Source organism: Klebsiella indica (assembly GCF_005860775.1).
Lineage (GTDB): Bacteria > Pseudomonadota > Gammaproteobacteria > Enterobacterales > Enterobacteriaceae > Klebsiella > Klebsiella indica.
In genome coordinates, this window is sequence record NZ_VCHQ01000015.1 from 1 (window position 1) to 26202 (window position 26202).

Here is a 26202-nt window from a genome sequence, read left to right on the forward strand (position 1 = left end):
GAGCATACACGGGTATGTGACTGACGTTCGCCAGAGCAGCCAACGCAGTATCAGCGCAAAAGACACAGGACAGAGCACAAAGAATTTGCCTGGCGGCCGTAGCGCGGTGGTCCCACCTGACCCCATGCCGAACTCAGAAGTGAAACGCCGTAGCGCCGATGGTAGTGTGGGGTCTCCCCATGCGAGAGTAGGGAACTGCCAGGCATCAAATAAAGCAAAGGGCTCAGTCGAAAGACTGGGCCTTTTGCTTTATTTGTTGTTTGTCGGTGAGCGCTCTCCTGAGGAGGACAAATCCGCCGGGAGCGGATTTGAACGTTGCGGAGCAACGGCCCGGAGGGTGGCGGGCAGGACGCCCGCCATAAACTGCCAGGCATCAAATAAGTGAAAAGGTCATCCTCACGGATGGCCTTTCAGATTGCTGACAAAGTGCGTTTTTCCGGAATTGCCCGGCGGCGCTTCGCTTGCGCGGGCCTACGAAAAACCCATAACATGATGATATTATTGGTTTTACATGCCAGGTAAGGCGATGGCCGCCACCCGGCAGAAATGCGAGCACAATATCTAAATCAGGTTTGTCATCAGCCTCAAAGGCTATCCTCACGGATGGCCTTTTTGCGTTTATACCGTCCGGGCACTGCCGGATGGCGGCTGCGCCTTATCCGGCTTACGTATGAACCAACACAAAGGCCTGCTCAGACTCACTTATCCTCATATTTCACTTCATCTTCGCCTGTGCGTTATCGTTAATCTTGAATGCTCCTGTCACGGAATAAAACGTGATAACCGTCACATATAAAATTATAACAATTGTATAACATTTTATTCACCAATTAATTTATCCAGATAATCTGCCACGCCCGACGAGACAGATTACAGTCTTTGCTGGAGTATAATTATAATGACAGAAAGTAGCATTAGCGCATGCAGAACGCCGGAGCATGGCGATACCCGACGTCGTATATGGGCAATTGTAGGAGCATCGTCAGGTAATCTGGTTGAATGGTTTGATTTTTATGTTTATTCATTTTGTTCACTCTATTTTGCCCATATCTTCTTTCCTTCCGGAAACACCACAACGCAATTGTTACAAACTGCAGGAGTGTTTGCCGCAGGTTTCCTGATGCGTCCGATCGGCGGTTGGTTATTCGGACGTATTGCCGATCGGCGCGGACGTAAAACTTCCATGCTCATCTCCGTTTGTATGATGTGTTTTGGTTCCCTGGTGATCGCATGCTTACCCGGTTATGCAACGATCGGGACCTGGGCCCCGGCTCTGCTTCTGCTGGCGCGTTTATTTCAGGGACTGTCTGTCGGAGGAGAATATGGCACCAGTGCAACCTATATGAGTGAGGTTGCCGTTGAAGGTAAGAAAGGTTTTTATGCCTCATTTCAGTATGTCACTCTGATTGGAGGCCAGCTTCTGGCGGTACTTGTCGTTGTAGTTTTACAACAAATCCTCAGCAATGAAGATCTGCACGCCTGGGGATGGCGCATTCCCTTTGCGCTTGGCGCAGTGTTAGCTATCGTTGCCCTGTGGCTGCGGCGCCAATTGGACGAAACGTCTAAACAGGAAACGCGCGCGCTAAAAGAGGCGGGATCGTTTAAAGGATTATGGCGTAACCGCAAAGCATTTATTATGGTGCTGGGTTTCACTGCCGCTGGTTCATTGAGCTTTTATACTTTCACCACCTATATGCAAAAATACCTGGTCAATACCGCGGGCATGACGGTGGGTACCGCGAGTATGATTATGACCGCAGCCCTGTTGGTATATATGTTAGTTCAGCCGTTGTTTGGTGCGCTCTCGGATAAAATTGGCCGTCGCACCTCTATGCTCTGCTTTGGCGCATTAGTTACCCTGTTTACCGTTCCTGTCCTCAATGCATTACAACACGTAAGTTCGCCGTATGCGGCATTTGCCTTAGTGGTATGCGCGTTGCTGATCGTCAGTTTCTATACTTCAATTAGCGGGATTCTGAAGGCCGAAATGTTTCCGGCCCAGGTTCGGGCCTTAGGGGTTGGGTTATCTTACGCGGTTGCCAATGCATTATTTGGCGGTTCGGCAGAGTACGTTGCTCTGTCGTTAAAATCGGCCGGGATTGAGCACGCTTTCTACTGGTATGTCACCGTCATGGGGGCGATTGCTTTCCTGGTTTCCCTGACGTTGCACCGTAAAGGTAAGGGCCTGCGTTTGTAGAATTAATGATATGCCTGCAAATGTCAGAAAAAAGCCCCGTGGTACGGGGCAACAATTCAGAGAATGCGGCTGATCAAACGATCTATTCGGATTCGTCGCAGACGCCGGATCAGTTTGCGGACTTTCACCGGGTAGTCGGCAATACTTTGTAGATCACGATAGTGCTGGACGATCGTGGTATGTTGACGGATGAGATTTAGCTCTTTTTCACGCATTGCGCTAAGCTGATTCTCCGGGTCATGAATAAGAATGGCATTTTCCAGATCCAGGCGCCAGGCGCGAGGGTTTAGATTGTTACCGGTCAGCAGCATCCATTCGTCATCAACCCACATGCCTTTCAGGTGGTAGCTGTTATCGTCGTCCTTCCATAAACGGATAATCAATTGCCCACTGTTGACATAATACTGTAGTCGGCTCAGAAAACGCCGTAGATTGATTTCATAAAGATAGGGTAGCGCACCGATAATTTTAAACGGCTGATCTTCCGGAATATAGAAATCATTAGCGGTTTTATCACCGACGATAATTTCAACTTTTTTCCCGCCGCGTAACAGCTGGATGATATTACGCACCAGTAGAGCGGGCAGGTTGAAATAGGGAGTGCAGATAGTCAGTTTATGCTCGGTACAGGGCATCAGATGGAAGATTGTTTTATTCAGCAGGCTGGTCTTACCCAGACCAACGAGCGGCGTTACCGATAGCCGGTCTTCATCCGCATTCCCGAGGAAGTGGTAGCTGCTATCGCGAAGTTCCTGACGATACTGACGGATATCATTTTTGATTTCCGGGCTTTTTGGGCGATCGGATCTGTCAAGACGATTAACGCCACGGCCTTGTACCAGGTGCTGCTCAACCCAGTCGAACATCACATCGGCCATCTTGCTGTTGCGGATACACTGATAGCGATCGTAACGATATTTATCATGCTGATGCAGGTAAACGTCATTCAGACTGGCGCCGCTATAGAGCACGCAATCATCAATGATAAAGCCTTTGAAGTGGAGAACCCCGAGCGCTTCACGGGTATTGACCGGAACGCCATAAACCGGGATATCGACACCAGGATTTTTCTGCGCCATGCGGCAATACCAGTCGGCATTGGTGTTTGATGCTGCGGCACCAATACGGCCACGCTGGGCGCGATGCCAGTCCACCAGCACCCGAACATCCAGTTCAGGGCGCAGGCGCTTCGCATCATACAATGCCTGCAGAATTCCTTTGCCGCCATCATCCTGCTCCAGATAGAGCGCAATAATACAAATACGCTGAGTGGCCTGAGCTATCCTGGCCAGTAACGCTTGCCGAAAATCTGCCGGAGCGTAAAAGAACTCGATATCATCAACTGACTGATAAAGCTTAGGGAGTTGGGCAAGGTGTTGTTGATGTTTATTACGTTTAAATTTTGACAACATCACAGTGCGTTTCTTCTCTGTTTATTGAAGGGTCTTCTGTACCATGCAGACGACGTAAGCGGGCAATAATACCATTACTACCCGTTAAAGTAGTCAACAATTGCGCCCGGCTGTTTGTCATTGCTCAGATACAAGCTGAAGAGACAGACTGACAATCCCATCTTCAAGCTGAATATCAACCGAGAATCCCAGCTTTCTGGCGAGGCCGATCATGCCTTTATTATTCGGCATAGTGATGCCATTTAGCCGCTGAAGTCCATGGCTTTGTGTATAGGCAATCAGCTTTTCGAGTAGACGGCGGCCTAAACCCAGGCCTTTCAAGTCAGATCGCACCAGTACGGCGAACTCGGCATCGATATTATCCGGATCGGAGATTGCCCTGGTCACGCCGAGGATCTCATTCCCCGCCGTTGTGGAACGTACTGCGACAAAGGCCATTTCTCGATCGTAGTCGATCTGCGTCATATTGGCTAAGTCATCGTGCGTAAATTCGTTGATTTCGCTGAAGTAACGATAATAAAGATCTTCCTTCGTGACCTGGGCAATAAAGGCCAATAGCTGGGGTTCATCTTCCGGGAGGATTGGGCGGAACAGGCAGCGTTCACCATTCTTCATTATCACCCACTCTTCCAGTTGCTGCGGATAAGGGCGTATGGCCAGTCGGCTTTCGCTATCGCCAGTGAATGGGGACAGACTTAATGTTACGTCAAGCGCAGTGAATTCATGGCCGGAAGCCAGAAGAGGATGAATATCCAGACGCTGAATCTGCGGGCAATCGACAATTAAATTTGAGACCTGTACCAGCAGTTGGCTCAGGCCCGGAATATCCAGAGGGCGTAGCGCACTGCGCCCACGCACCTTTTTACTTTTGATGGCCTGAATAACCAGATAGCGCGCAAGGTTCATATTCAGCGGAGGCAGCGCGACAGCGGCCTGATCCTCCGCACGCCACTCCATGCCGCCTTCGCCCAGCATGATCAGCGGCCCGAAAACCGGATCGTGCTCCACAACCACCCGTAACTCCTGCGCCCCGGCGCGATTGGCCATGCTTTGCACCAGTAGCCCGTGAATGCGTGCCTGCGGCCAGGTCATTTTGACGCGATCGATAATGGCATCCGCCGCCTGCTGGACCTCGCTGGCGGTACGCAGATAAAGCATAACCCCCTGAACTTCCGACTTATGCGGAATATCCGGTGAACGGAGCTTCAGGGCCACAGGATAACCAATCTGCTCGGCAATATGCACAGCCTCGGCACTATCTGCGGCAATCCATGTTGGCAGGGTATGAATACCGTAAGCATGCAGGACAGGGCTCACTTCATGCGTGTCCAGCGACGTTGCGCCTTCGTCAATCGCACGCTGTAGCAAACTATGAGCTTCGGTGGTATTGGCGGTTAAGGAATTTGACAGTACCGGGGTTTCTCTGAGCTGTTTCTGGTTACGCCGATACTCCACCATATGCATAAAGGCGGTAATCGTCCCTTCGGGCGTGCGATAGGTTGGCAGACCTGCATCGCTAAACAGACGTCGGGCTTCCTGAGAGGAAAATTCACCACACCAGTTGGTGAGAACGGTGACGAACTTGCCGCGCGGATGACGCTTCAGGGCGTCAATGAGCGCCAGCGCGCTTTCTGTTCCTGGTGCGGCGGCGCTTGGTGAATGGATTACCAGTAGCGCATCGTAGTCATGGCTATCCAGCAGTACATTCAGCGCGTTGAGATAGTGCTCGCTACTGGCGTCATCGCGCAGATCCAGCGGGTTGGCGATGGCAATACCGTCAGGTAATGCCTGGCGGAGATTGTTGCAGGTTTCCTCGCTGAGAACGGCAAGTTTGCCGTTACGTAGCCAGAGTTCGTCGAGGGCCAGCGCTGCCGGCGCGGCGCCGTTACTGATAATCATCAGTTTCTCGCCGCGCAGAGGGCGCATGTGACTAAGGGTTTCGACCGCAGAAAAGAGTTCGTGTGTGTCCTGCACCCGCAGTAAGCCTGCGCGCTGAATAGCTGCGTCCCAGGCGGGATCCATACCGGAATTAACGTGCAGAAGCTTCTGTGCCGCCGGGCTGCGCCCACTTTTAATCACCAGGATGGGCTTGTTGCGCGATGCGCTACGGGCCGCTGAAACAAAACGTCGGGCATCGCTCAGGTGCTCAAGGTAGAGCAAAATAGCGCTGGTTTTACTGTCGCGCGCAAGGAAGTCGAGCAGGTCGTCAACATCAATATCCAGGCTATCGCCCAGGGCAATAAAGTAAGAAAACCCCATCTCGCGCTGCTGAGCCCAGTCGAGAATCGTGTTGGAGACCGCCGCTGATTGTGAGATAAACGCCAGTTTACCGCGATGAATCGGGACCGGTGAAAAACTGGCGTTGAGACCCTGCCAGGGGGCGAGAAGGCCCAGACTATTCGGCCCGAGCAGCCGCATTTGGTAGCGGGCGGCGCACTCAAGCAGAGCAGGATAGTGTTCGGGAATGGACGAGAGAATAATGCAGGTTTTACACCCTTTTTTCCCCAGTGCTTCCAGCAATTCAAGGTTTCTGCGGGCGTTAGTACAAAGCACAGCAAGATCGGGCGTGAAGGGCAGCGTATCGACGGTGGGCCAGGCCAGCACCCCGAGGACCGCTTTCCATGCCGGCGTCACCGGGAGAACCGGGCCGTTAAATCCGCCAGCCAGCAGGTTGCGCATCATCAGATAACCGGCGCGCTGTGGCTTCATGGATGCGCCAATAACGGCGATCGACTTTGGCCGCAGCAATGCTTCCAGGCCTCGTTGGCTCATACCGGTCTCCTTTGATCCGCAATGACCGAATGATTTTAAACGCTTTCTGGCAATTATGCTGTGATACTGCCCCTGTGCTGCGTTTTTCCTGCCAGGTAGCGTGTTCTGAATAAGCTAAAGTGATCGCCAAGCGCAGCGGCTGCGGTTTTATCCCCCGCGAGATCCAGCAGCGCAATCGCCACTTCGGCGGTGCAGTATTGCCCTTCCGCGTGAGCTTCCCGCAGTTGATAAGCGGAGATACGCGACAGGTCGACGGAAATCATCGGCAGCGCATCGAGCCACGGACTTTTGCGGAACATTTTTCGCGCTTCGGGCCAGGTGCCGTCAAGCATAATAAACAGCGGCGGTTTTCCCGGAGGCGGAGCATCAAGCACCTGGCGTTCAGTACCGGCATAAGAAGCCGGAAAAACCACCATCGGCTGGTATCGCGAGTCGGCGACTAAGTCGAGAAGCGCTTGTGGTGGTTCGGTGCGTGACCATTGAAATGCTTCCGTATCCGGCAGGATGTCAGCAATCAGCCGTCCGGTATTGCTGGGCTTCATTGGCTCGGTATCGAACATCACCAGACAAAAACGGCTGGCGGCAGTAGCCGGGGCGAGAGTGGCGCAGAGACACTGCTTCTGCGGGAGCAGGCAACCCTGGCAGCGAGGGATGCGGTTGCCGCGGGCAAGAAAAGGCCGGGTAGCGCGTGCGAGGCGTTCAGCGCGAAGGCGAAGGACAGCGTTATCAGTCATGGGGATCGCTAACAAAAGACGCCATTGTCGCAGAGGTGAAAATGGGGCACAAGCGGCGCCCCGTCTCGTTTACTGCTGGCCTGCTTCGTTTAGCCAGCTATCGAAAGGCGCTTTGGGGACGGCGCCGTTCAGCATATCGATAACCTGACCATTTTTGAACATCATAATGGTGGGGATACTGCGAATGCGGAAACGCGCGCTCAGTTCTCGTTCCACTTCGGTATTCACCTTCACGAAACGCATTTCGCCGCTGCGTTCTTCCGCCACATCTTCAAATACTGGCGCAAAGTTACGGCAAGGGCCGCACCACGGCGCCCAAAAATCGACAACAACAGGGAGATCGTCTTTCAGCAGTTTATCCAGCGTTGCCCCGGTCGCGTTGATCACATCGCCGTCAAAAAGATCGTGACCGCAGCGTCCGCATTTCGCGCCTTCAGCGCTACGATCGTCCGGGATGCGGTTCAGAGCCTGACAACTGGCACAAACGGTATTCATAACTAACCTCTGGTTATGGGTTGCAGCGCGGCACGTGGCCGATTTGTTTCTGTAATGTTACATATTATTGATGCTCAGATAATAAAGGACAATGAGTTTTATTCAATGAATACGATAGACTCCGGCTTTTAAATGAAATAATGGCTAAGTGATGGCACATCGGGTAATCTGCGCGCTTCGCGCAGCGCAGGTGGAGAAAATTGATGAGCGACGACGAACTGAAAAATAAAAGCGGCAAGGTCAAAGTGATGTATGTCCGCAGTGATGATGATTCTGACAGACGTACCCATAACCCACGAACCGGGAAAGGCGGGGGGCGTCCAGGAAAGTCTCGTGTTGACGGTCGTCACCGCCCTGCGCGCGATGAAAAAGAGAGCCGCGGCGGCGAGCGTAAACGTGATGAGCGCAAGCGTGAAGGTTTTGTCGGTGAGGGAACCTCTCCGTGGCGTACCGTATCCCGCGCGCCGGGTGATGACGCGCCGGTAAAAGTGGATCACGGCGGGATCAGCGGAAAAAGCTTTATCGATCCTGAAGTGCTGCGCCGCCAGCGTGCGGAAGAGACCCGCGTCTATGGTGAAAATGCCTGTCAGGCGCTTTTCCAGAGCCGTCCGGATGCCATCGTACGCGCCTGGTTTATTCAGAGTGTCACCCCGCGCTTCAAAGAAGCCCTGCGCTGGATGGCGGCTAATCGTAAAGCCTACCACGTGGTCGATGATGCAGAACTGGCGAAAGCGTCCGGCACTGAACATCATGGGGGCGTATGTTTCCTGATTAAAAAGCGGCACGGGACCTCGGTTGAACAGTGGGTGGCGAAAGCCGATGCTGAAGATTGCGTCCTGGCGCTGGAAGATGTCGGCAATCCGCATAACCTCGGCGCGATTATGCGCAGCTGCGCGCACTTCGGGGTGAAGGGGGTGATTGTGCAGGATGCGGGCGTTATGGAGTCCGGGGCTGCAATTCGTACCGCAGAAGGCGGCGCGGAACATGTTGAACCGATTACGGGCGACAGCTTTATCGATACGCTTGAGCGCTTCCGCAAAGCGGGTTATGCGATTGTTTCGACGTCGAGCCATAACGGAACGCCATTGTTTAAAGCCGAACTGCCGAAGAAAATGGTGCTGGTATTAGGTCAGGAAAATGATGGTCTGTCCGATGCCGCTATCTCCAGCGCCGATCTGAATGTGGTGATTGAAGGAACCGGCAATGTTGAAAGCCTGAACGTTTCCGTTGCGACCGGCGTGCTGCTGGCGGAATGGTGGCGTCAGAATAAAGCATGATGCCTTAGTCCAGAGTTAAAAATGCCAGCGTAATGCTGGCATTCTCATTTTGAATCTGGCTCTGCGTTATTCACTTTCAGCCGGCAGCCTGGGTACCCAGTCAATCGGCGTTTCACCGCGTTCCGCCAGCCACTGATTTGCCCGAACGAAATGATTGCTGCCGAAGAACCCGCGGTGAGCGGAGAGCGGCGAAGGATGAGGCGCTTTCAGCACGCAGTGGCGCTGGCGATCGATAATCGCGCCTTTCTTCTGGGCATGTGAACCCCACAGCAGAAACACAACGCCTTCCCGATGCTGGTTAATCAAGGAAATCACTTTATCCGTAAAGGTTTCCCATCCGAGGCTGGCGTGCGAGTGTGCCTGGCCTGCGCGTACCGTTAATACAGTATTGAGCAGCAGTACTCCCTGATGTGCCCAGCTTTCGAGATAGCCGTGATTCGGGCGCTGGAAGCCGGGTATTGTTCCTTCCAGTTCCTTGTACATATTCAGCAACGATGGCGGCGTCGCAATCCCTGGCCGAACGGAGAAAGCAAGGCCGTGAGCCTGTCCCGGCCCGTGGTAGGGGTCCTGGCCCAGAATCACCACTTTGACGTCGCTGAGTTCAGTGTAACGAAACGCGTTAAAGACATCTTTTTGCGGTGGGTAGATGGTGATTCCTGATTGGCGCTCTTCAGCTACGGTTTTCAGGGTATTGATAAAATAAGGCTGCTGTTTCTCTTCTGCCAGCACATCGTGCCAGGTTGATGGGGCGGTCATTTTGCTCTCCTGCAAAGTGTCATTGCCATAGCTTAACTGCATCTTTCAGCATCACAAAATTTGCGCCGCCAGATTGACGTTCTTCATGCAAATAAAATTGAAAATTTACAAATTTATTTAGCATTCACTGGGGCGTAACTTGATGTAAAACAATAATATCCGGTTATACCCATTTTTCTGGTGTGGTTTTTGTTGATTTAAATCAAAGAATGCCGGGTGTCCGGCTGATATATATACACTCATACAACAATGGTTTTACCAATTGGCCGAGAAGGCCAATAATCGATAAACACTGCCTGGGAGGCACCAAATGATTACTGGTATCCAAATTACTAAAGCTGCAAATGACGACCTGCTGAACTCTTTCTGGCTGCTGGATAGTGAAAAAGGCGAAGCCCGTTGCCTGTGTGCTAAAGCCGGTTTTGCTGAAGATGATGTGGTTGCGGTAAGCAACCTGGGTAAGATCGAATACCGTGAAATCCCGGTAGATGTGAAACCAGAAGTTCGTGTTGAAGGTGGTCAACACCTGAACGTGAACGTTCTGCGCCGTGAAACGCTGCTGGATGCGGTTGAACATCCGGAAAAATACCCACAGCTGACTATTCGTGTTTCTGGCTATGCGGTGCGTTTTAACTCTCTGACGCCGGAACAGCAGCGCGACGTTATCGCCCGTACTTTTACCGAAAGTCTGTAAGGTTCATTTGATGTGAAAACGCCGGGATATCATTCCCGGCGTTTTTTTACTCTTCGTTTGACTGCGGCGCCGTATCCGCGCTGGGTTTACGGCGCTTACCAATGTTTTTGGTATCGCGATGACGTTTCTTCACGCGCGGTTTCTCTTTATCTTTCTTTTTCTTCTCTGCACGCTTCGCTAAGACTTTTTTCGACGGTTTACCCGTTAGCTTCTCGCTTGGCGCGCGCGTTACCGGGCGCAACTCATCGATCACGCGGGCCTTTAACGGTTCTTCAATATAGCGGCTAATTTTCCCCAGCAACAGGTGATCGTGGGCTTCAACCAGAGAAATTGCCGTTCCTTTCTTACCTGCGCGCCCGGTACGACCGATACGATGCAGATAGATATCCGCCGTACGCGGTAGATCGAAGTTGATGACGTGGCTGACGTCGGGAATATCAATACCGCGGGCGGCAACATCGGTAGCAATTAACACGTTAATACGGCCATCCGTCAGGCGATTAATCGCTTCGTTGCGCTTCATCTGCACCATTTCGCCTTCCAGCCAGCAGGTATTAATACCCGCTTCACGTAGCCAGCCAGCCAGTTCATGAACACGCTCACGCTTGCGTACAAAGACGATAGAACGCGTCGCTTCTGGCTGTTTCAGAAGATGGACGAGCAATGCGGTCTTATGTTTAATGTCATCGGCGCGGTAATACCACTGGTGAATCTTTTTGCGTTCACGAGTAGAAGGGTTAGCAGAGACCTCAACCGGCTCGTCCAGCAGACGCTCAGCAAAATCCTTAATTGCATCGCCTTCGAGGGTGGCGGAGAACAGCATCGTCTGCTTACGCCAGCGGGTTTCACCGGCAATGTGTTCGATATCCTGCGCAAAGCCCATGTCCAGCATACGGTCCGCTTCATCAAGAATCAGCGTTTCAACGGCGCGGCAGTCGAAGTTCTCTTCTTTAATATATTGCAGCAGACGGCCCGTTGTGGCGACAACGATGTCCTGATTCTCGCTAAACACTTCGGCGTGATTCATATATGCGACACCGCCGGTGATCGTGGCGATATCCAGATGGGTATGTTTTGCTAACTCACGCGCATGGTCGGCAACCTGCATTGCCAGCTCGCGGGTCGGGGTCAGGATCAGAATGCGCGGCGGACCAGACTTCTTGCGCGGAAAATCGAGCAGATGCTGCAACGCGGGCAGGAGATACGCCGCTGTTTTACCCGTACCGGTTGGCGCTGAACCGAGGATATCACAGCCATCAAGCGCAGGCGGAATAGCGGCGGCCTGAATGGCGGTCGGGCGTGTGAAACCTTTATCCTGGAGTGCGTCCAGCAGGTTTTCGTCGAGTTCGAGTTCGGAAAAAGTCGTTACAGTCATGATCTACCTCTGAGTGGACCGCCGATTATAGACGTTACCGACGCAATGTTCATCTGTTTGTAAGGCTATCTGTTCTCCGGTATTGTTCATAGCCTTAAGCTCAGGAGTTTTTTGCCCGCAAGGTTATTCAGGATGTCTCAGTCGAAGTTTGCGCTGCCGCGCAATGGTTTTACCTTTAAACAATTCTTTATCGCTCACGATCGATGTGCAATGAAAGTGGGTACAGACGGTATTTTACTTGGCGCATGGGCACCGATAGCTCAGGTAAAGCGCGTGCTGGATATCGGCACCGGCAGCGGCCTGTTGGCGCTGATGCTCGCGCAGCGAACCGGGGAAACTGTCATTGTTGATGCGGTAGAGCTGGAACAAGAGGCGGCGGAACAGGCGCGAGAAAACGCGGTGAATTCTCCATGGGGCAGGCGTATCCAGATCCACCAGGCGGATATTCAGCAATGGCAGCCGCCGCAAACCCGGCGTTATGAACTGATTGTCAGCAATCCGCCTTTTTTCGTGGAAGGCGTACCCTGCGCAACCTTGCAGCGCGAGCAGGCCCGTTATACCACTTCGCTCGATCACGCGACGTTGTTAACCTGCGCCGCTGAGTTCATTACCGAAGAGGGCTTTTTCTGCGTTGTGCTTCCGGTCGATATTGGTAACGCGTTTGTGCAGCGGGCACAGAATATGGGCTGGCATCTGCGTTTACGTACTGATGTTGCGGAAACGGACGTGCGCCCGCCGCATCGGGTTCTGTTGGCGTTTTCACCAACGGCGGGGGAGGCGTGTTTTAGCGATCGCCTGGTTATCCGTGGGCCAGAGCAGCAATATTCCGAAGGATTTACCGCGCTGACTCAGGATTTTTATCTTTTTATGTGATCCAGCGGAGAGAGCACTGACGGCCCGCTGTTCGTCAGTTGATCAGGATAATCCAGCGTATAGTGAAGCCCGCGGCTCTCTTTACGCAACATGGCGCAGCGAACAATCAGTTCGGCAACCTGAACCAGGTTACGTAACTCCAGCAAATTATTGGAGACACGGAAGCGGGCATAGTATTCATCAAGCTCCTGTTGCAGCATATTGATGCGGCGCAGGGCGCGCTCCAGGCGGCGGGTCGTGCGCACAATGCCGACATAATCCCACATCAGTAAGCGCAGCTCGTGCCAGTTGTGTTGGATGACCACCAGCTCGTCAGGAATTTCGACCTGGCTTTCGTCCCACGACGGCAGCGCATTGACCGCCTGGGCGAAAGGTATGCGTTTAACGATATCTTCAGCAGCGGACCAGCCGTAGACAAGGCATTCAAGCAGCGAGTTTGAGGCCATGCGATTAGCGCCATGTAATCCGGTATAGCTAACTTCGCCGATGGCGTACAGGCCATCGACATCGGTGCGTCCGTTATCATCAACCATCACCCCGCCGCAGGTATAGTGGGCCGCGGGAACGACAGGCACCGGTTCTTTTGTCAGATCGATACCCAGTCCCTGCAGCTTTTCGTCGATCATCGGGAAGTGATGGCGAATAAATTCCGCCGGTTTATGGCTGATGTCAAGATACATGCAGTCAGCACCAAGACGCTTCATTTCATGGTCGATTGCTCTGGCAACGATGTCTCGCGGCGCCAGTTCGCCGCGCTCGTCAAAATCCGGCATAAACCGTGTGCCGTCCGGGCGTTTTAACAAGGCGCCTTCGCCACGCAGCGCTTCAGTCAGCAGGAAATTGCGCGCTTGCGGATGATATAACGCGGTAGGGTGAAACTGATTAAATTCAAGGTTGGCGACCCGACAGCCCGCTCGCCAGGCCATAGCGATGCCATCGCCGGAGGAGACGTCTGGATTTGTCGTATATTGATAGACTTTAGCCGCGCCGCCGGTCGCCAGCACCACCGCTTTCGCGCGACAGGTTTCAACCGCTTCTTTATTACGATTCCAGATCCAGGCGCCCACAACGCGACGTGTCCCCGGCAGGCCGATTTTATCAGAGAGAATCAGATCAACGGCGTTGTTGCGCTCCAGCACATGGATGTTGGGATGCGCCAGCGCCTGACTGACCAGGGTGGTCTCAACAGCTTTCCCCGTTGCATCGGCAGCGTGGAGAATTCGACGATGGCTATGACCTCCTTCACGGGTCAGGTGATAGCTCTCTTCGCCATTCGCCTGAACCTGGGTATCGAACAGTACGCCCTGATCGATAAGCCACTGCACACACGCTTTCGCATGACTGGCGACAAAAGAGACCGCATGACGATCGCAAAGACCCGCACCGGCAATCAACGTATCTTCAATGTGGGATTCTATGCTGTCGGTTTCATCAAAGACAGCGGCGATCCCGCCCTGCGCGTAGAGCGTTGAACCTTCGCTGACAGGGCCTTTGCTCAGCACCGCGACCGAACAGTGTTTCGCCAGGCGTAGGGCAAGGGATAAACCGGCAGCGCCGCTACCGATAATCAACACATCACAGGAGACATCAGGCGTTGTATTCATGGTTTTTGTTTAATTTACTAAACATGGTTGCTGAACAATAGCACCTGAAGGCGATAGTTTGTACATTTTTTTTGTCGCGTGTTGTGACGGCTAAACATAGCGCCTGAATCCAGCGGGCGGTAAATTTAAATGAAAGACACGTTTTACGCCGCCGCTGGCTGGCATCTGGATTTTATAGTGAAATAAAAGCTGGGTTACGCTACCCTTCTGGCGGGTCCTGCGCTTTTTCTTATTATCTTACATATCGTTTAGCAACCGGGACATATAATGAGAGATAACAACCTGTCAGCGGCTGCAAGACGAAAAACACAGGCGTAACGGAACTTTATTGTTTTCAGATACTCCAACCCACAGCTTGCTCATTTATGCAGTAATTGGGTGGTGTTTTTGAATTCACATGGGAATTGGGTTTGGGGAGACATTACCTCGGATGAGCGAGCAGTTAACGGATCAGGTCCTTGTTGAGCGGGTCCAGAAAGGAGATCAGAAAGCATTTAATTTGCTGGTGGTGCGTTACCAGCATAAGGTTGCAAGTCTGGTTTCCCGCTACGTGCCGCCGGGCGATATCGCTGACGTTGTTCAGGAGTCGTTCGTAAAAGCATGGCGTGCGCTGGATTCTTTCCGGGGGGATAGTGCTTTTTATACCTGGTTGTATCGCATTGCCGTCAATACGGCGAAGAATTATCTGGTTGCTCAGGGGCGCCGTCCGCCATCCAGCGATGTTGATGCTAATGATGCTGAAAACTTCGAAAGCGGCGGGGCGTTGAAAGAAATTTCGAACCCTGAGAACTTAATGTTGTCAGAAGAGCTGAGACAAATCGTTTTTCGTACCATCGAATCGCTGCCGGAAGATTTACGCATGGCGATTACGTTGCGGGAGCTGGATGGCATGAGCTATGAAGAAATAGCCGCCATCATGGATTGTCCGGTGGGCACCGTGCGTTCGCGCATCTTCCGGGCGCGGGAAGCTATTGATAATAAAGTTCAACCGCTAATCAGGCGTTGACGATAGCGGAATACTGGAAAAGGGTATCAGGTATGCAGAAAGAAAAACTTTCGGCCTTAATGGATGGCGAGGCGCTGGATAACGAGCTGCTCAATGAGCTGGGTCGTTCATCTGAAATGCAAAAAACCTGGGAGAGTTACCATCTCATCCGCGATACGCTGCGCGGCGATACGACCGAGGTGCTCCATTTCGACATCTCCGCTCGCGTTATGGCTGCGATTGAAAACGAGCCCGCTCGTCATTCGGTTCCTCTTATTCCTGAATCTCAACCTACACCGCATCAGTGGCGCAAGATGCCCTTCTGGCAAAAATTGCGTCCATGGGCCAGTTCGCTCACTCAAATGGGCGTCGCGGCGTGCGTATCCCTTGCGGTGATTGTCGGCGTTCAACAGTATAATGGCCAGGCGGATTCTTCTCAGCAGCCCGAGGCGCCGGTATTTAATACTCTGCCGATGATGGGTAAAGCCAGCCCGGTCAGTCTGGGCGTACCTGCGGATGCGTCAGCAGGAAGCGGTCAGCAGGCTCAGGTGCAGGAACAGCGCCGCAGAATTAATGCTATGCTGCAGGACTATGAATTGCAGCGTCGCCTGCATGCTGAACAGCTTCAGTTTGGTCAGGCCCAGACTCAGCAAGCTGCTATTCAGGTGCCAGGCTATCAAACTTTAGGAACGCAATCGCAGTAATGAAGCAATTTTGGTGTGCCATGTCGCTCATGGCAGGCAGTCTGTTTTTCTCCGTCAACGCCTCGGCTGATGCATCGTCCGGGGCGTTGTTGCAGCAGATGAACCTGGCCAGTCAGTCCCTCAATTACGAGCTTTCGTTCGTCAGCATCAACAAGCAGGGCGTTGAGTCGTTGCGTTATCGACACGCAAAACTGAATAATCGCCCTCTCGCTCAGCTGTTACAGCTCGACGGGCCTCGTCGTGAAGTGGTGCTGCGTGGCACGGAAATTAGCTATTTTGAACCGGGCCTTGATCCGTTCACTCTGAACGGTGACTATATTGTTGATTCCCTGCCTTCACTGGTGTATAGCGACTTTAAACGGCTGGCGGCTTATTACGACTTTATCTCCGTCGGGCGTACGCGCATCGCCGATCGCTTATGCGATGTCGTCCGCGTCGTTGCGCGTGACGGTACGCGTTACAGCTATATCGCCTGGTTAGATGTTGAAACGAAGCTACCGCTACGCATTGATTTGCTTGATCGCGATGGTGAAACGCTTGAGCAATTCCGCGTCGTCGCGTTTAACGTCGGCGATAACGTGAGCGCCAGTATGGAAACGCTGGCTAAGGCGAGTCTCCCCCCGCAACTGTCCGTTCCGGAGAGTAGTAATAAGGCCAACTTTAACTGGGCGCCAACCTGGCTGCCGCAGGGCGTTACCGAGGTGTCCAGCAGCCGACGCCGTCTACCCACTTTCGATGGCCCGGTAGAATCGCGGCTGTATTCCGATGGGTTGTTTAGTTTCTCTATCAATATCAATCACGCCACGGCAAACAGCAGCGATCAGCTCCTGCGTACCGGCCGTCGTACCGTAAGCACCACCGTGCGCGATAATGCAGAGATAACCATTGTTGGCGAGCTACCGCCGCAAACCGCGAAGCGTATTGCCGACAGTATTAAATTCGGGGCAGCACAATGATCAAAGAGTGGGCGACGGTTGTTTCCTGGAGTAACGGCATTGCGCAGGTGCACTGCGATGTTAAGGCATCCTGCAGTAGCTGCGCTTCCCGCGCCGGTTGCGGTAGTCGGGTGCTGAATAAGCTTGGTCCGCAAACCAGTCATACCATTAGCGTTCCATATGAACAACCGTTGTCGGGCGGGCAAAAAGTGGAACTGGGTATTGCGGAGAGCAGCCTGCTGGGGTCAGCGATGTTGGTCTATATGGTGCCGTTAGTCGGGCTATTCGTGATGGCGTCGATATTCCAGTTTCTGTTTGCCAATGACTTCGCTTCGCTGTGTGGGGCAATTCTGGGGGGCGTTGGCGGGTTTTTGCTGGCCCGTGGTCTTTCAGCGGGCTTAGCCACCCGGCAGTCATGGCAGCCGGTTATTCTTAGCGTTGGTTTGCCGCCAGATTTAGTCCGTGTTGAGACACCTTCCTCACCATTGGGTCAGTGATTTCACTGGCCCTTATCTTTACTTACAACTCCTGCAAGATCTCGTCATTTACTCCGGTTATGCTAGCGGTAAGAGCATTTCCTGGTTTCGTGGATGTAGTGTAGAATGCGGCGTTTTCGGATTAAAAAACGTCAGGCGCAGAACTGCGGCCTCATGATACGCGTAAGGCATAATTAACTCTAAATATGAAGAATATACGTAACTTTTCCATCATCGCCCACATCGACCACGGTAAGTCGACGTTGTCTGATCGTATTATCCAGATTTGCGGTGGCCTGTCCGATCGTGAAATGGCGGCTCAGGTTCTGGACTCCATGGATCTTGAACGTGAGCGCGGTATCACTATTAAGGCGCAGAGCGTTACGCTGGATTATAAAGCGACTGATGGCGAGACCTATCAGCTGAACTTTATCGACACCCCTGGTCACGTCGATTTCTCTTATGAAGTTTCCCGTTCCCTTGCGGCCTGTGAAGGCGCTTTGCTGGTGGTTGACGCCGGTCAGGGCGTTGAAGCCCAGACGCTGGCTAACTGTTATACGGCGATGGAAATGGATCTCGAAGTGGTGCCGGTCCTGAACAAAATCGACCTGCCTGCGGCCGATCCGGAACGCGTGGCGGAAGAGATTGAAGACATCGTAGGTATTGACGCTACTGATGCGGTGCGCTGTTCGGCGAAGACCGGCGTTGGCGTACCGGATGTGCTGGAGCGTCTGGTACGGGATATTCCGCCGCCGGAGGGTGACCCGGAAGCGCCGCTACAGGCGTTGATTATCGACTCCTGGTTTGATAACTACCTCGGCGTTGTCTCCCTGGTGCGTATCAAAAACGGCACCATGCGCAAAGGCGATAAAATCAAGGTGATGAGTACCGGGCAGGTGTATAACGCCGATCGTCTGGGTATTTTCACGCCGAAGCAGATTGACCGTACTGAACTGGAATGCGGTGAGGTTGGCTGGCTGGTTTGCGCGATTAAAGATATTCTCGGCGCGCCGGTTGGCGATACGCTGACGCTCGCCCGTAACCCGGCGGAAAAAGCGTTGCCGGGCTTTAAAAAGGTCAAACCGCAGGTTTATGCCGGCCTGTTCCCGGTAAGCTCGGATGATTATGAAAACTTCCGCGACGCGCTGGGCAAACTGAGCCTCAACGATGCGTCTCTGTTTTATGAGCCGGAAAGCTCAACTGCGCTGGGCTTTGGTTTCCGCTGTGGCTTCCTCGGCCTGCTGCATATGGAGATCATCCAGGAGCGCCTGGAGCGTGAATACGATCTGGATCTGATCACCACCGCGCCAACGGTAGTCTATGAAGTCGAAACCACCTCAAAAGAAGTGATCTACGTTGATAGCCCGTCTAAGCTGCCGCCGTTGAACAATATCCAGGAGTTGCGCGAACCGATCGCCGAATGTCATATGCTGCTGCCGCAGGAGTATCTCGGCAACGTGATTACCTTGTGTGTGGAAAAGCGCGGTGTGCAAACCAACATGGTTTACCACGGTAATCAGGTTGCGCTGACCTATGAAATCCCAATGGCGGAAGTGGTGCTCGACTTCTTTGATCGTCTGAAGTCTACCTCGCGTGGCTATGCGTCGCTGGACTATAACTTCAAGCGTTTCCAGGCTTCCAACATGGTGCGCGTGGATGTGCTGATCAATGGCGAACGCGTTGATGCGCTGGCGCTGATCACCCACAACGATAACGCGCCGTATCGTGGTCGCGAGCTGGTTGAGAAGATGAAAGATCTGATCCCGCGCCAGCAGTTTGATATTGCTATCCAGGCCGCTATCGGCAACCACATTATTGCCCGCTCCACCGTTAAACAACTGCGTAAAAACGTGCTGGCGAAATGCTACGGCGGCGACGTCAGTCGTAAGAAGAAACTGCTGCAGAAGCAGAAAGAAGGTAAGAAGCGTATGAAGCAAGTGGGTAACGTTGAATTGCCGCAGGAAGCGTTCCTCGCCATTCTGCACGTTGGTAAAGACGGTAAATAACCTTAAGGAGTTGGCATGGCGAACATGTTTGCCCTGATCCTGGTCATCGCTACACTGGTGACGGGTCTGTTGTGGTGCCTCGATAAATTTATCTTTGCGCCAAAACGTCGTGATCATCAGGCCGCTGCTCTGGCAGCGACTGGCGACCAGTTGGACAAAAAAACGCTGAAAAAAGTTGGCCCGAAACCCGGCTGGCTGGAAACAGGCGCTTCGGTATTCCCGGTACTGGCCATTGTGCTGGTGGTTCGCTCATTTATTTATGAGCCCTTCCAGATCCCTTCGGGGTCAATGATGCCGACCCTGCTGATTGGCGATTTTATCCTGGTGGAGAAGTTTGCTTACGGCATTAAAGATCCGATTTATCAGAAAACGCTAATTGAAACCGGTCATCCGAAACGGGGCGATATCGTCGTCTTCAAATATCCGCAAGATCCGAGCCTGGATTATATTAAACGTGCGGTGGGTTTACCGGGTGATAAAGTCACTTACGATCCGATCGCTAAACAGATCACCATTCAGCCAGGCTGTAGTTCTGGCCAGGCCTGCGGCAATGCTCTGCCGATAACCTATTCCAACGTTGAGCCGAGCGATTTCGTACAGACTTTCTCTCGTAGCAATGGCGGTGAAGCGAGTAGCGGTTTCTGGCAGTTGCCAAAAGGCGAAACTAAGGCTGACGGTATCCGGCTGACGGAACGCAAAGAGACGCTGGGCGACGTCACGCACAGTATTCTGACCGTGCCGATTGCGCAGGACCAGGTGGGGATGTATTACCATCAGTCCGGCTTGCCGCTGGCGACCTGGATCGTTCCGCCGGGGCAATATTTCATGATGGGCGACAACCGTGATAACAGCGCTGACAGCCGTTATTGGGGCTTTGTGCCGGAAGCCAATCTGGTGGGTAAAGCGGTCGCAATCTGGATGAGCTTCGAAAAACAGGAAGGTGAGTGGCCTACCGGAGTCCGTTTATCCCGTATCGGCGGCATCCATTAATTTCCCGCTCTTATTCACGCTGCCGCGGTAATAACGGCAGCGTGAATTATTTAAGATTTAAATCTTGCCAAACTAACGACATCCCTTGTTGTTGCGTATAGAATATCCCCCCGAAGTTTTAGGTTGTCTTTCGTAAGATTGACACAGCACACGAAACCGCGTTGGTTGTTACTCAGGTCGGTTTCGTGTGCTGCATTTTTGACGCATTTATCTATTGGTAACGCATGAACCCCATCGTAATTAATCGGCTTCAACGAAAGCTGGGCTACACTTTTCATCATCAGGATCTGTTGCAACAGGCATTAACTCACCGCAGTGCCAGCAGCAAACACAATGAACGTCTGGAGTTTTTAGGCGACTCAATATTGAGTTTTGTGATCGCAAACGCGCTCTATCATCGTTTTCCACGTGTGGATGAAGGCGATATGAGCCGTATGCGCGCGACACTGGTGCGAGGCAATACGCTGGCGGAGATTGCTCGCGAATTTGAGCTAGGTGAATGTCTGCGTCTTGGACCGGGTGAATTGAAAAGCGGAGGTTTTCGCCGTGAATCCATCCTGGCGGATACCGTTGAAGCTTTAATTGGCGGGATTTTCCTCGACAGCGATATTCAGAACGTGGAGCGCCTGATTCTCTCCTGGTACCAAAGCCGTCTGGACGAAATTAGTCCGGGTGATAAGCAAAAAGATCCGAAGACCCGCTTGCAGGAGTACCTGCAGGGGCGTCACCTGCCGCTACCGTCTTACCTGGTTGTCCAGGTTCGCGGCGAGGCGCACGATCAGGAATTTACTATCCACTGCCAGGTTAGCGGCCTGAGTGAACCGGTGGTTGGCACGGGTTCTAGCCGCCGTAAGGCGGAGCAGGCTGCCGCCGAACAGGCGCTGAAAAAGCTGGAGCTGGAATGAGCGAAGAAAAAAACTACTGCGGATTTATTGCCATCGTTGGTCGTCCTAACGTGGGTAAATCCACTCTGCTGAATAAGCTGCTCGGGCAAAAGATCTCTATCACTTCCCGTAAAGCCCAGACTACGCGTCACCGCATTGTCGGTATTCATACCGAAGGTCCATATCAGGCAATCTATGTCGATACTCCCGGTCTGCATATGGAAGAAAAGCGCGCCATTAACCGCCTGATGAACAAAGCGGCCAGCAGCTCTATCGGCGACGTTGAGCTGGTTATCTTCGTGGTTGAAGGTACCCGCTGGACGCCAGACGACGAGATGGTGCTCAACAAGCTGCGTGACGGTAAAGCGCCGGTGATCCTGGCGGTGAACAAAGTCGATAACGTACAGGAAAAAGCGGATCTGCTGCCGCACCTGCAGTTTCTCGGTAGCCAGATGAATTTTCTCGATATTGTGCCGATCTCCGCGGAAACCGGGCTGAACGTGGATACTATCGCCGGGATCGTGCGCAAGCATCTGCCGGAGGCTATCCATCATTTCCCGGAAGATTACATCACCGATCGCTCCCAGCGCTTTATGGCTTCCGAGATCATCCGTGAAAAACTGATGCGTTTCCTCGGGGCTGAACTGCCGTATTCCGTTACTGTCGAAATTGAGCGCTTCGTGTCTAACGAACGCGGCGGCTACGATATCAACGGCCTGATTCTGGTTGAGCGTGAAGGGCAGAAGAAGATGGTGATTGGCAATAAAGGCGCCAAAATCAAAACCATCGGTATCGAAGCGCGTAAAGACATGCAGGAGATGTTCGAAGCGCCGGTTCACCTGGAGCTGTGGGTGAAAGTGAAATCCGGCTGGGCCGATGACGAACGCGCGTTGCGCAGTCTCGGTTACGTCGACGATCTCTGAGTTGGATACGCTATGGCTTTCCGGGAGCCGGAAAAAACGCGCGGGGTTTTGAACAGCGCTTGCGCTGACTCGGTCAGCACTGGATCCGGGGAGCATACTGTCGTTTGCAGTGGCGGAAAGCGGGCGCAACCCGTCTGTCGGCAACGTAAAAGACGGCAAATATGATGGACGGCTGGCAGCGCGCTTTTGTTCTGCATAGTCGACCCTGGAGCGAAAGCAGCCTGATGCTGGACGCCTTCACGGAAGAGTCAGGGCGCGTACGCCTTGTCGCTAAAGGCGCACGTTCTAAACGCTCCAGTCTTAAAGGCGCGCTTCAGCCTTTCACTCCCTTACTGCTCCGCTTTAGCGGGCGCGGCGAAGTCAAAACGTTGCGCAGCGCGGAGGCCGTTTCCCTGGCGCTGCCGCTTAGCGGTATCACGCTTTATAGCGGGCTTTACGTTAACGAACTGCTTTCCCGCGTGCTGGAGCACGAAACGCGCTTCTCTGAACTCTTCTTTGATTATCTGCACTGTATTCAGTCTCTGGCCGGCGCGAGCGGCTCGCCGGAACCGGCGCTGCGTCGTTTTGAACTGGCGCTGCTTGGGCACCTGGGCTACGGCGTTGATTTTCTGCACTGCGCCGGGAGCGGGGAACCGGTTGACGACACCATGACCTATCGCTACCGTGAAGAGAAAGGTTTTATCGCCAGCGTGGTTATTGATAACAACACCTTTACCGGGCACCATCTTAAGGCGCTGGCGAGCCGGGAATTTCCTGACGGCGACGCCCTGCGCGCGGCAAAACGTTTCACCCGTATCGCCCTGAAGCCCTATCTTGGCGGAAAACCGTTAAAGAGTCGGGAGCTGTTTCGCCAGTTTATGCCCGCGCGGGCGGCGCGTGCCGATAAACCAAATAACGATTAATGAGGATTGTCATGGCTGAATTACTGTTAGGGGTCAATATTGACCACATTGCGACATTACGCAACGCGCGCGGCACCGCTTATCCGGACCCGGTACAGGCGGCTTTTATCGCTGAGCAGGCCGGCGCCGATGGTATTACCGTTCATTTACGTGAAGATCGCCGACATATTACCGATCGTGATGTTCGTATTCTGCGCCAGACCCTTGATACGCGCATGAATCTGGAAATGGCGGTAACGGAAGAGATGCTGAATATTGCTTGTGAGGTTAAACCCCATTTCTGCTGCCTGGTGCCGGAAAAACGCCAGGAAGTAACCACCGAAGGCGGGCTGGATGTTGCTGGTCAGCCAGATAAAATGCGTGATGCCTGCAAACGTCTCGCCGATGCGGGGATCCAGGTGTCCCTGTTTATTGATGCTGATGAGGCGCAAATTAAGGCGGCAGCGGCGGTCGGCGCGCCCTATATCGAAATTCACACTGGCTGCTATGCCGATGCGGAAACGGACGCTGAGCAGGCAAAAGAGCTGGCGCGTATTGCTAAATCGGCAACCTACGCCGCCAGTCTGGGGTTGAAGGTCAATGCCGGTCATGGCCTTACCTATCATAACGTGAAAGCGATCGCGGCCCTGCCGGAAATGCACGAGCTGAACATCGGCCACGCCATTATTGGTCGCGCGGTGATGAGCGGCCTGAAAGAGGCGGTTGCTGAAATGAAGCGTCTGATGCAGGAAGCGCGTGCTTAATGGCTATTCTCGGGCTGGGTACTGACATTGTTGAAATTGTGCGTATTGAAGCCGTGATCGCCCGCAGCGGCGATCGTCTTGCTCGTCGGGTACTTAGCGATCATGAATGGGCGATATGGGAGCAGCACCAGCAGCCGGTTCGATTTCTGGCGAAGCGCTTTGCAGTTAAAGAAGCCGCGGCGAAGGCGCTTGGCACAGGTATTCGCAATGGTCTGGCGTTTAATCAGTTTGAAGTTTACAACGACGAACTGGGAAAACCCAGGCTACGACTGTGGGGGGAAGCTAAGGATCTGGCGGAACGCATGGGGGTCGGCCATATTCACGTTACGCTGGCTGATGAGCGTCACTACGCGTGCGCCACGGTTATCGTTGAGAGTTAGATTTTATCGGCGTGATACAGTAAGACGAATTTATCCCATAGCTGCTCTTCGTTTTCCTGATGTGCCGGGTCCTTCAGAATGGTATTCGGGATCGGGCACACTTTCTGGCAGGTCGGCGTGTCATAATGACCCACGCATTCGGTGCAGCGGTCGCTATTAATTTCGTAAATGCTGTCACCCATGGATATCGCTTCGTTCGGACACTCCGGTTCGCACATATCGCAGTTGATGCATTTTTTGGTGATTAACAGCGCCATCAAGAAATTCTCAGAAACAACACAAACAGGGCGGGCATTATACGCCCATTATCTGCTCAGGCCAGCTCTTTTGCATCGCGCAGAAGCGCTCGCCGTCACACCAGCTTTTTCACCAGCGCTTCGCTGTGACGGATACGATCCGGAGCATGCTCAAGGTCCTGCTGGATGAGGCCCATAAACAGGAGGTCGGTGAGCATCATTTGCGCGCTGGTGGAGGAAATGGCGGCGCTGCGCGTAGCCTGCTCTTCAGCAATGGTATACAGACACAGGGTTGCCTGCTGTTGCAGCGCGTTAGGATTAAAGCCGGTGATCGCCAGAATCTGGCTCCCCACTCGTAATGCTTCACCGGCAGCCATATTGATTTCACGCCGTTCGCCAGAATAGGAGATCGCCACCAGCAGATCGTCCGACGACATCGCTTGTACCGTTGCCAGCAGAGCATGCATATCCTGTTCAGCAACGGCGTTAATGCCAATCTTCATCAGCTTCCAGCTAAAATTTCTCGCCACCAGCCCCGACGCGCCGATACCGGTAATAATAATCCGCCGGGCGTGACGCAATAGCGCAACGGCTTCCAGTAGTTTATCTTCAGTATTGACATCCAGCGACGCGTGCATTGCCGCGATATTGTCTTTAATCAGCTTTTCTCCCACCAGTCGCAGAGGATCATCGCCGCGAATTTGATTATGCACCGGTACGGATTGCGCGGTGCTACTGCTGGCCAGCGCTTCGCTTAACGCCAGCTTCAAGGCCGGAAAGCCCTTGAATCCCATTTTCTGGGCGAATTTCACGACGCTTGACTGGCTGATACCGGCTTCGCCCGCCAGCTGCTGCGAGCTGAGGTGGCGGGTTTGATCCGGTTGAGCCAGAATAAAATCAGCCAGTTTTTTATCACTGGCGGCCAGCGAGGGGTAGCGCTGGCGGATACGGGTCAAACAGTTCATAGCGGCTCCGGAGGACAGCTTTTACCCTCGGCTGAAAGAATTTTGTATTCAATTATAAAAGGATTATCGCGAATTAAAAATTCTATGTCTCAGATTTTTCAGCAAAAGCATTTTCTTAATCCAGGCTCAACGACGGTCGATGTTTTCCCCGTATGCGGCCTGAGGCTGTTAATCTGTGAGTTATCGGAGCAATCGTTCAGGGGAGTGAGTTTTGAATAGCAGTATACGGCGGGTGGTTTTCTTTGATCTGGATGGAACGTTACATCAGCAGGATATGTTCGGCAGCTTCTTACGCTATGTTTTACGCCATCAGCCGTTGAATGCGCTGCTGGTGGTTCCTGCATTGCCGGTTATTGTTGCCGGACTGCTGTTAAACGGCCGTGCGGCGCGTTGGCCGATGAGCCTCCTCCTCTGGGCGGCGACCTTTGGGCGCCGCGAGATTCATCTTAAACGTCTTGAGGTTAATTTTGCCCATTGGTTTCGTCAGCGCGTCACGGCATTTCCGGTTGTGCAGGCGCGGCTGAATAACTATCTGACCAGTACCGATGCGGATGTCTGGTTGATTACCGGCTCGCCGCAGTCGCTGGTTGAACAGGTTTATGTTGATGCTGTATGGCTGCCGCGGGTGAATGTGCTTGCCAGTCGAATGGCTCGTCGTTATGGCGGCTGGGTGCTGACGGTACGCTGCCTTGGCAACGAAAAAGTGAGGCAACTGGAACAAAAAATCGGCGCGCCTTTACGCTTATATAGCGGCTATAGCGACAGCGAGCAGGATAACCCGCTGCTCTATTTTTGCCAGCACCGCTGGCGAGTCACGCCAAAGGGCGATCTGCAGCAGTTAGAATAGTGTGTAATACAGAGCGACCATGTATAATGCGCCCCGC

The 26202-nt window shown here is 53.2% G+C and carries 26 protein-coding genes and 1 rRNA gene; 18 read left to right on the forward strand and 9 right to left on the reverse strand.

The genetic code is table 11. The features are described 5' to 3' along the window. Positions 1–88: 88 nt before the first annotated feature. Positions 89–204: ribosomal RNA gene (gene rrf, locus FE839_RS11775) — 5S ribosomal RNA — on the forward strand. A gap of 694 nt (positions 205–898) precedes the next feature. Continuing rightward, on the forward strand, positions 899–2197 hold the full coding sequence (locus FE839_RS11785) for an MFS family transporter (RefSeq protein ID WP_138361000.1): 1299 nt from the start codon (positions 899–901) through the stop codon (positions 2195–2197). A 56-nt stretch (positions 2198–2253) separates the two neighbouring features. On the opposite strand, the gene pssA is transcribed toward FE839_RS11785, so the two are convergent. From pssA to trxC, 4 genes are all read right to left on the reverse strand, one after another. Beyond that, positions 2254–3609 (reverse strand): CDP-diacylglycerol--serine O-phosphatidyltransferase, encoded by a 1356-nt coding sequence (gene pssA / locus FE839_RS11790; protein WP_138361131.1) that lies wholly within the window; start codon positions 3607–3609, stop codon positions 2254–2256. A gap of 117 nt (positions 3610–3726) precedes the next feature. Further along, the gene (locus tag FE839_RS11795) at positions 3727–6381 is read right to left on the reverse strand and encodes a bifunctional acetate--CoA ligase family protein/GNAT family N-acetyltransferase (protein WP_138361001.1); all 2655 of its coding nucleotides are present in this window, start codon (positions 6379–6381) and stop codon (positions 3727–3729) included. A gap of 53 nt (positions 6382–6434) precedes the next feature. Further along, entirely contained in the window at positions 6435–7115 is a 681-nt protein-coding gene (gene tapT, locus FE839_RS11800; protein ID WP_138361002.1) for a tRNA-uridine aminocarboxypropyltransferase, read from the reverse strand. Between the two features lie 69 nt (positions 7116–7184). Continuing rightward, a complete protein-coding gene (gene trxC / locus FE839_RS11805) occupies positions 7185–7610 on the reverse strand; it encodes a thioredoxin TrxC (protein ID WP_138361003.1) in 426 nt (141 codons plus the stop codon). A gap of 203 nt (positions 7611–7813) precedes the next feature. Here trxC and FE839_RS11810 point away from each other — a divergent pair, with 203 nt between their 5' ends. Next, positions 7814–8887, forward strand: coding sequence for a tRNA/rRNA methyltransferase (locus tag FE839_RS11810; protein ID WP_138361004.1), 1074 nt, complete (start codon positions 7814–7816; stop codon positions 8885–8887). Positions 8888–8953: 66 nt separating this feature from the next. On the opposite strand, the gene ung is transcribed toward FE839_RS11810, so the two are convergent. Next, entirely contained in the window at positions 8954–9643 is a 690-nt protein-coding gene (gene ung, locus FE839_RS11815) for a uracil-DNA glycosylase (protein ID WP_138361005.1), read from the reverse strand. Positions 9644–9953: 310 nt separating this feature from the next. Here ung and grcA point away from each other — a divergent pair, with 310 nt between their 5' ends. Continuing rightward, positions 9954–10337: an autonomous glycyl radical cofactor GrcA gene (gene grcA / locus FE839_RS11820; protein WP_138361006.1), complete on the forward strand. Its 384-nt coding sequence runs from the start codon at positions 9954–9956 to the stop codon at positions 10335–10337. A 46-nt stretch (positions 10338–10383) separates the two neighbouring features. Here the strand turns inward: grcA and srmB are convergent, their stop codons facing one another. Then, positions 10384–11712 (reverse strand): ATP-dependent RNA helicase SrmB, encoded by a 1329-nt coding sequence (srmB, locus tag FE839_RS11825; protein ID WP_138361007.1) that lies wholly within the window; start codon positions 11710–11712, stop codon positions 10384–10386. Positions 11713–11844: 132 nt separating this feature from the next. Here srmB and trmN point away from each other — a divergent pair, with 132 nt between their 5' ends. Continuing rightward, positions 11845–12585 (forward strand): tRNA(1)(Val) (adenine(37)-N(6))-methyltransferase TrmN, encoded by a 741-nt coding sequence (gene trmN, locus FE839_RS11830; RefSeq protein ID WP_138361008.1) that lies wholly within the window; start codon positions 11845–11847, stop codon positions 12583–12585. On the opposite strand, the gene nadB is transcribed toward trmN, so the two are convergent. Then, positions 12570–14189, reverse strand: coding sequence for an L-aspartate oxidase (gene nadB, locus FE839_RS11835; protein WP_138361009.1), 1620 nt, complete (start codon positions 14187–14189; stop codon positions 12570–12572). The genes trmN and nadB overlap by 16 nt on opposite strands. Before the next feature lie 292 nt (positions 14190–14481). On the opposite strand from nadB, the gene rseD reads away from it, so the two are divergent. The 12 genes from rseD to acpS all read left to right on the forward strand — a co-directional run bounded on the left by rseD (position 14482) and on the right by acpS (position 24117). Continuing rightward, positions 14482–14580 carry a rpoE leader peptide RseD gene (gene rseD / locus FE839_RS25100; protein ID WP_395034070.1) on the forward strand — a complete coding sequence of 33 codons (99 nt, stop codon included), beginning with the start codon at positions 14482–14484 and terminating at the stop codon, positions 14578–14580. A 39-nt stretch (positions 14581–14619) separates the two neighbouring features. After that, positions 14620–15195 (forward strand): RNA polymerase sigma factor RpoE, encoded by a 576-nt coding sequence (gene rpoE, locus FE839_RS11850; protein ID WP_004104583.1) that lies wholly within the window; start codon positions 14620–14622, stop codon positions 15193–15195. 32 nt (positions 15196–15227) lie between these two features. Further along, positions 15228–15878 carry an anti-sigma-E factor RseA gene (gene rseA / locus FE839_RS11855; RefSeq protein WP_138361010.1) on the forward strand — a complete coding sequence of 217 codons (651 nt, stop codon included), beginning with the start codon at positions 15228–15230 and terminating at the stop codon, positions 15876–15878. Continuing rightward, positions 15878–16834 (forward strand): sigma-E factor regulatory protein RseB, encoded by a 957-nt coding sequence (gene rseB, locus FE839_RS11860; protein WP_138361011.1) that lies wholly within the window; start codon positions 15878–15880, stop codon positions 16832–16834. The genes rseA and rseB overlap by 1 nt, the downstream gene beginning before the upstream one ends. Then, positions 16831–17310: a SoxR-reducing system protein RseC gene (gene rseC / locus FE839_RS11865; RefSeq protein ID WP_138361012.1), complete on the forward strand. Its 480-nt coding sequence runs from the start codon at positions 16831–16833 to the stop codon at positions 17308–17310. The genes rseB and rseC overlap by 4 nt, the downstream gene beginning before the upstream one ends. 185 nt (positions 17311–17495) lie before the next feature. Beyond that, positions 17496–19295: a translation elongation factor 4 gene (gene lepA, locus FE839_RS11870; protein ID WP_138361013.1), complete on the forward strand. Its 1800-nt coding sequence runs from the start codon at positions 17496–17498 to the stop codon at positions 19293–19295. 15 nt (positions 19296–19310) lie between these two features. Further along, on the forward strand, positions 19311–20285 hold the full coding sequence (lepB, locus tag FE839_RS11875; protein WP_138361014.1) for a signal peptidase I: 975 nt from the start codon (positions 19311–19313) through the stop codon (positions 20283–20285). 224 nt (positions 20286–20509) lie between these two features. Further along, on the forward strand, positions 20510–21190 hold the full coding sequence (rnc, locus tag FE839_RS11880) for a ribonuclease III (protein ID WP_138361015.1): 681 nt from the start codon (positions 20510–20512) through the stop codon (positions 21188–21190). After that, entirely contained in the window at positions 21187–22092 is a 906-nt protein-coding gene (era, locus tag FE839_RS11885; RefSeq protein ID WP_138361016.1) for a GTPase Era, read from the forward strand. Before rnc ends, era begins: the two co-directional genes overlap by 4 nt. Positions 22093–22256: 164 nt before the next feature. After that, positions 22257–22994 (forward strand): DNA repair protein RecO, encoded by a 738-nt coding sequence (recO, locus tag FE839_RS11890; RefSeq protein WP_138361134.1) that lies wholly within the window; start codon positions 22257–22259, stop codon positions 22992–22994. Positions 22995–23005: 11 nt separating this feature from the next. Further along, positions 23006–23737 (forward strand): pyridoxine 5'-phosphate synthase, encoded by a 732-nt coding sequence (gene pdxJ / locus FE839_RS11895; RefSeq protein WP_138361017.1) that lies wholly within the window; start codon positions 23006–23008, stop codon positions 23735–23737. After that, positions 23737–24117 carry a holo-ACP synthase gene (gene acpS, locus FE839_RS11900; protein ID WP_138361018.1) on the forward strand — a complete coding sequence of 127 codons (381 nt, stop codon included), beginning with the start codon at positions 23737–23739 and terminating at the stop codon, positions 24115–24117. Before pdxJ ends, acpS begins: the two co-directional genes overlap by 1 nt. Here the strand turns inward: acpS and FE839_RS11905 are convergent. Together FE839_RS11905 and FE839_RS11910 are read right to left on the reverse strand one after the other, a co-directional pair. Then, the gene (locus tag FE839_RS11905; RefSeq protein WP_138361019.1) at positions 24114–24374 is read right to left on the reverse strand and encodes a YfhL family 4Fe-4S dicluster ferredoxin; all 261 of its coding nucleotides are present in this window, start codon (positions 24372–24374) and stop codon (positions 24114–24116) included. The genes acpS and FE839_RS11905 overlap by 4 nt on opposite strands. Before the next feature lie 95 nt (positions 24375–24469). Continuing rightward, positions 24470–25318, reverse strand: coding sequence for a MurR/RpiR family transcriptional regulator (locus tag FE839_RS11910; RefSeq protein ID WP_138361020.1), 849 nt, complete (start codon positions 25316–25318; stop codon positions 24470–24472). Between the two features lie 211 nt (positions 25319–25529). Here FE839_RS11910 and yfhb point away from each other — a divergent pair, with 211 nt between their 5' ends. After that, positions 25530–26165, forward strand: coding sequence for a phosphatidylglycerophosphatase C (yfhb, locus tag FE839_RS11915; protein WP_138361021.1), 636 nt, complete (start codon positions 25530–25532; stop codon positions 26163–26165). The last annotated feature ends 37 nt before the right edge of the window (positions 26166–26202 follow it).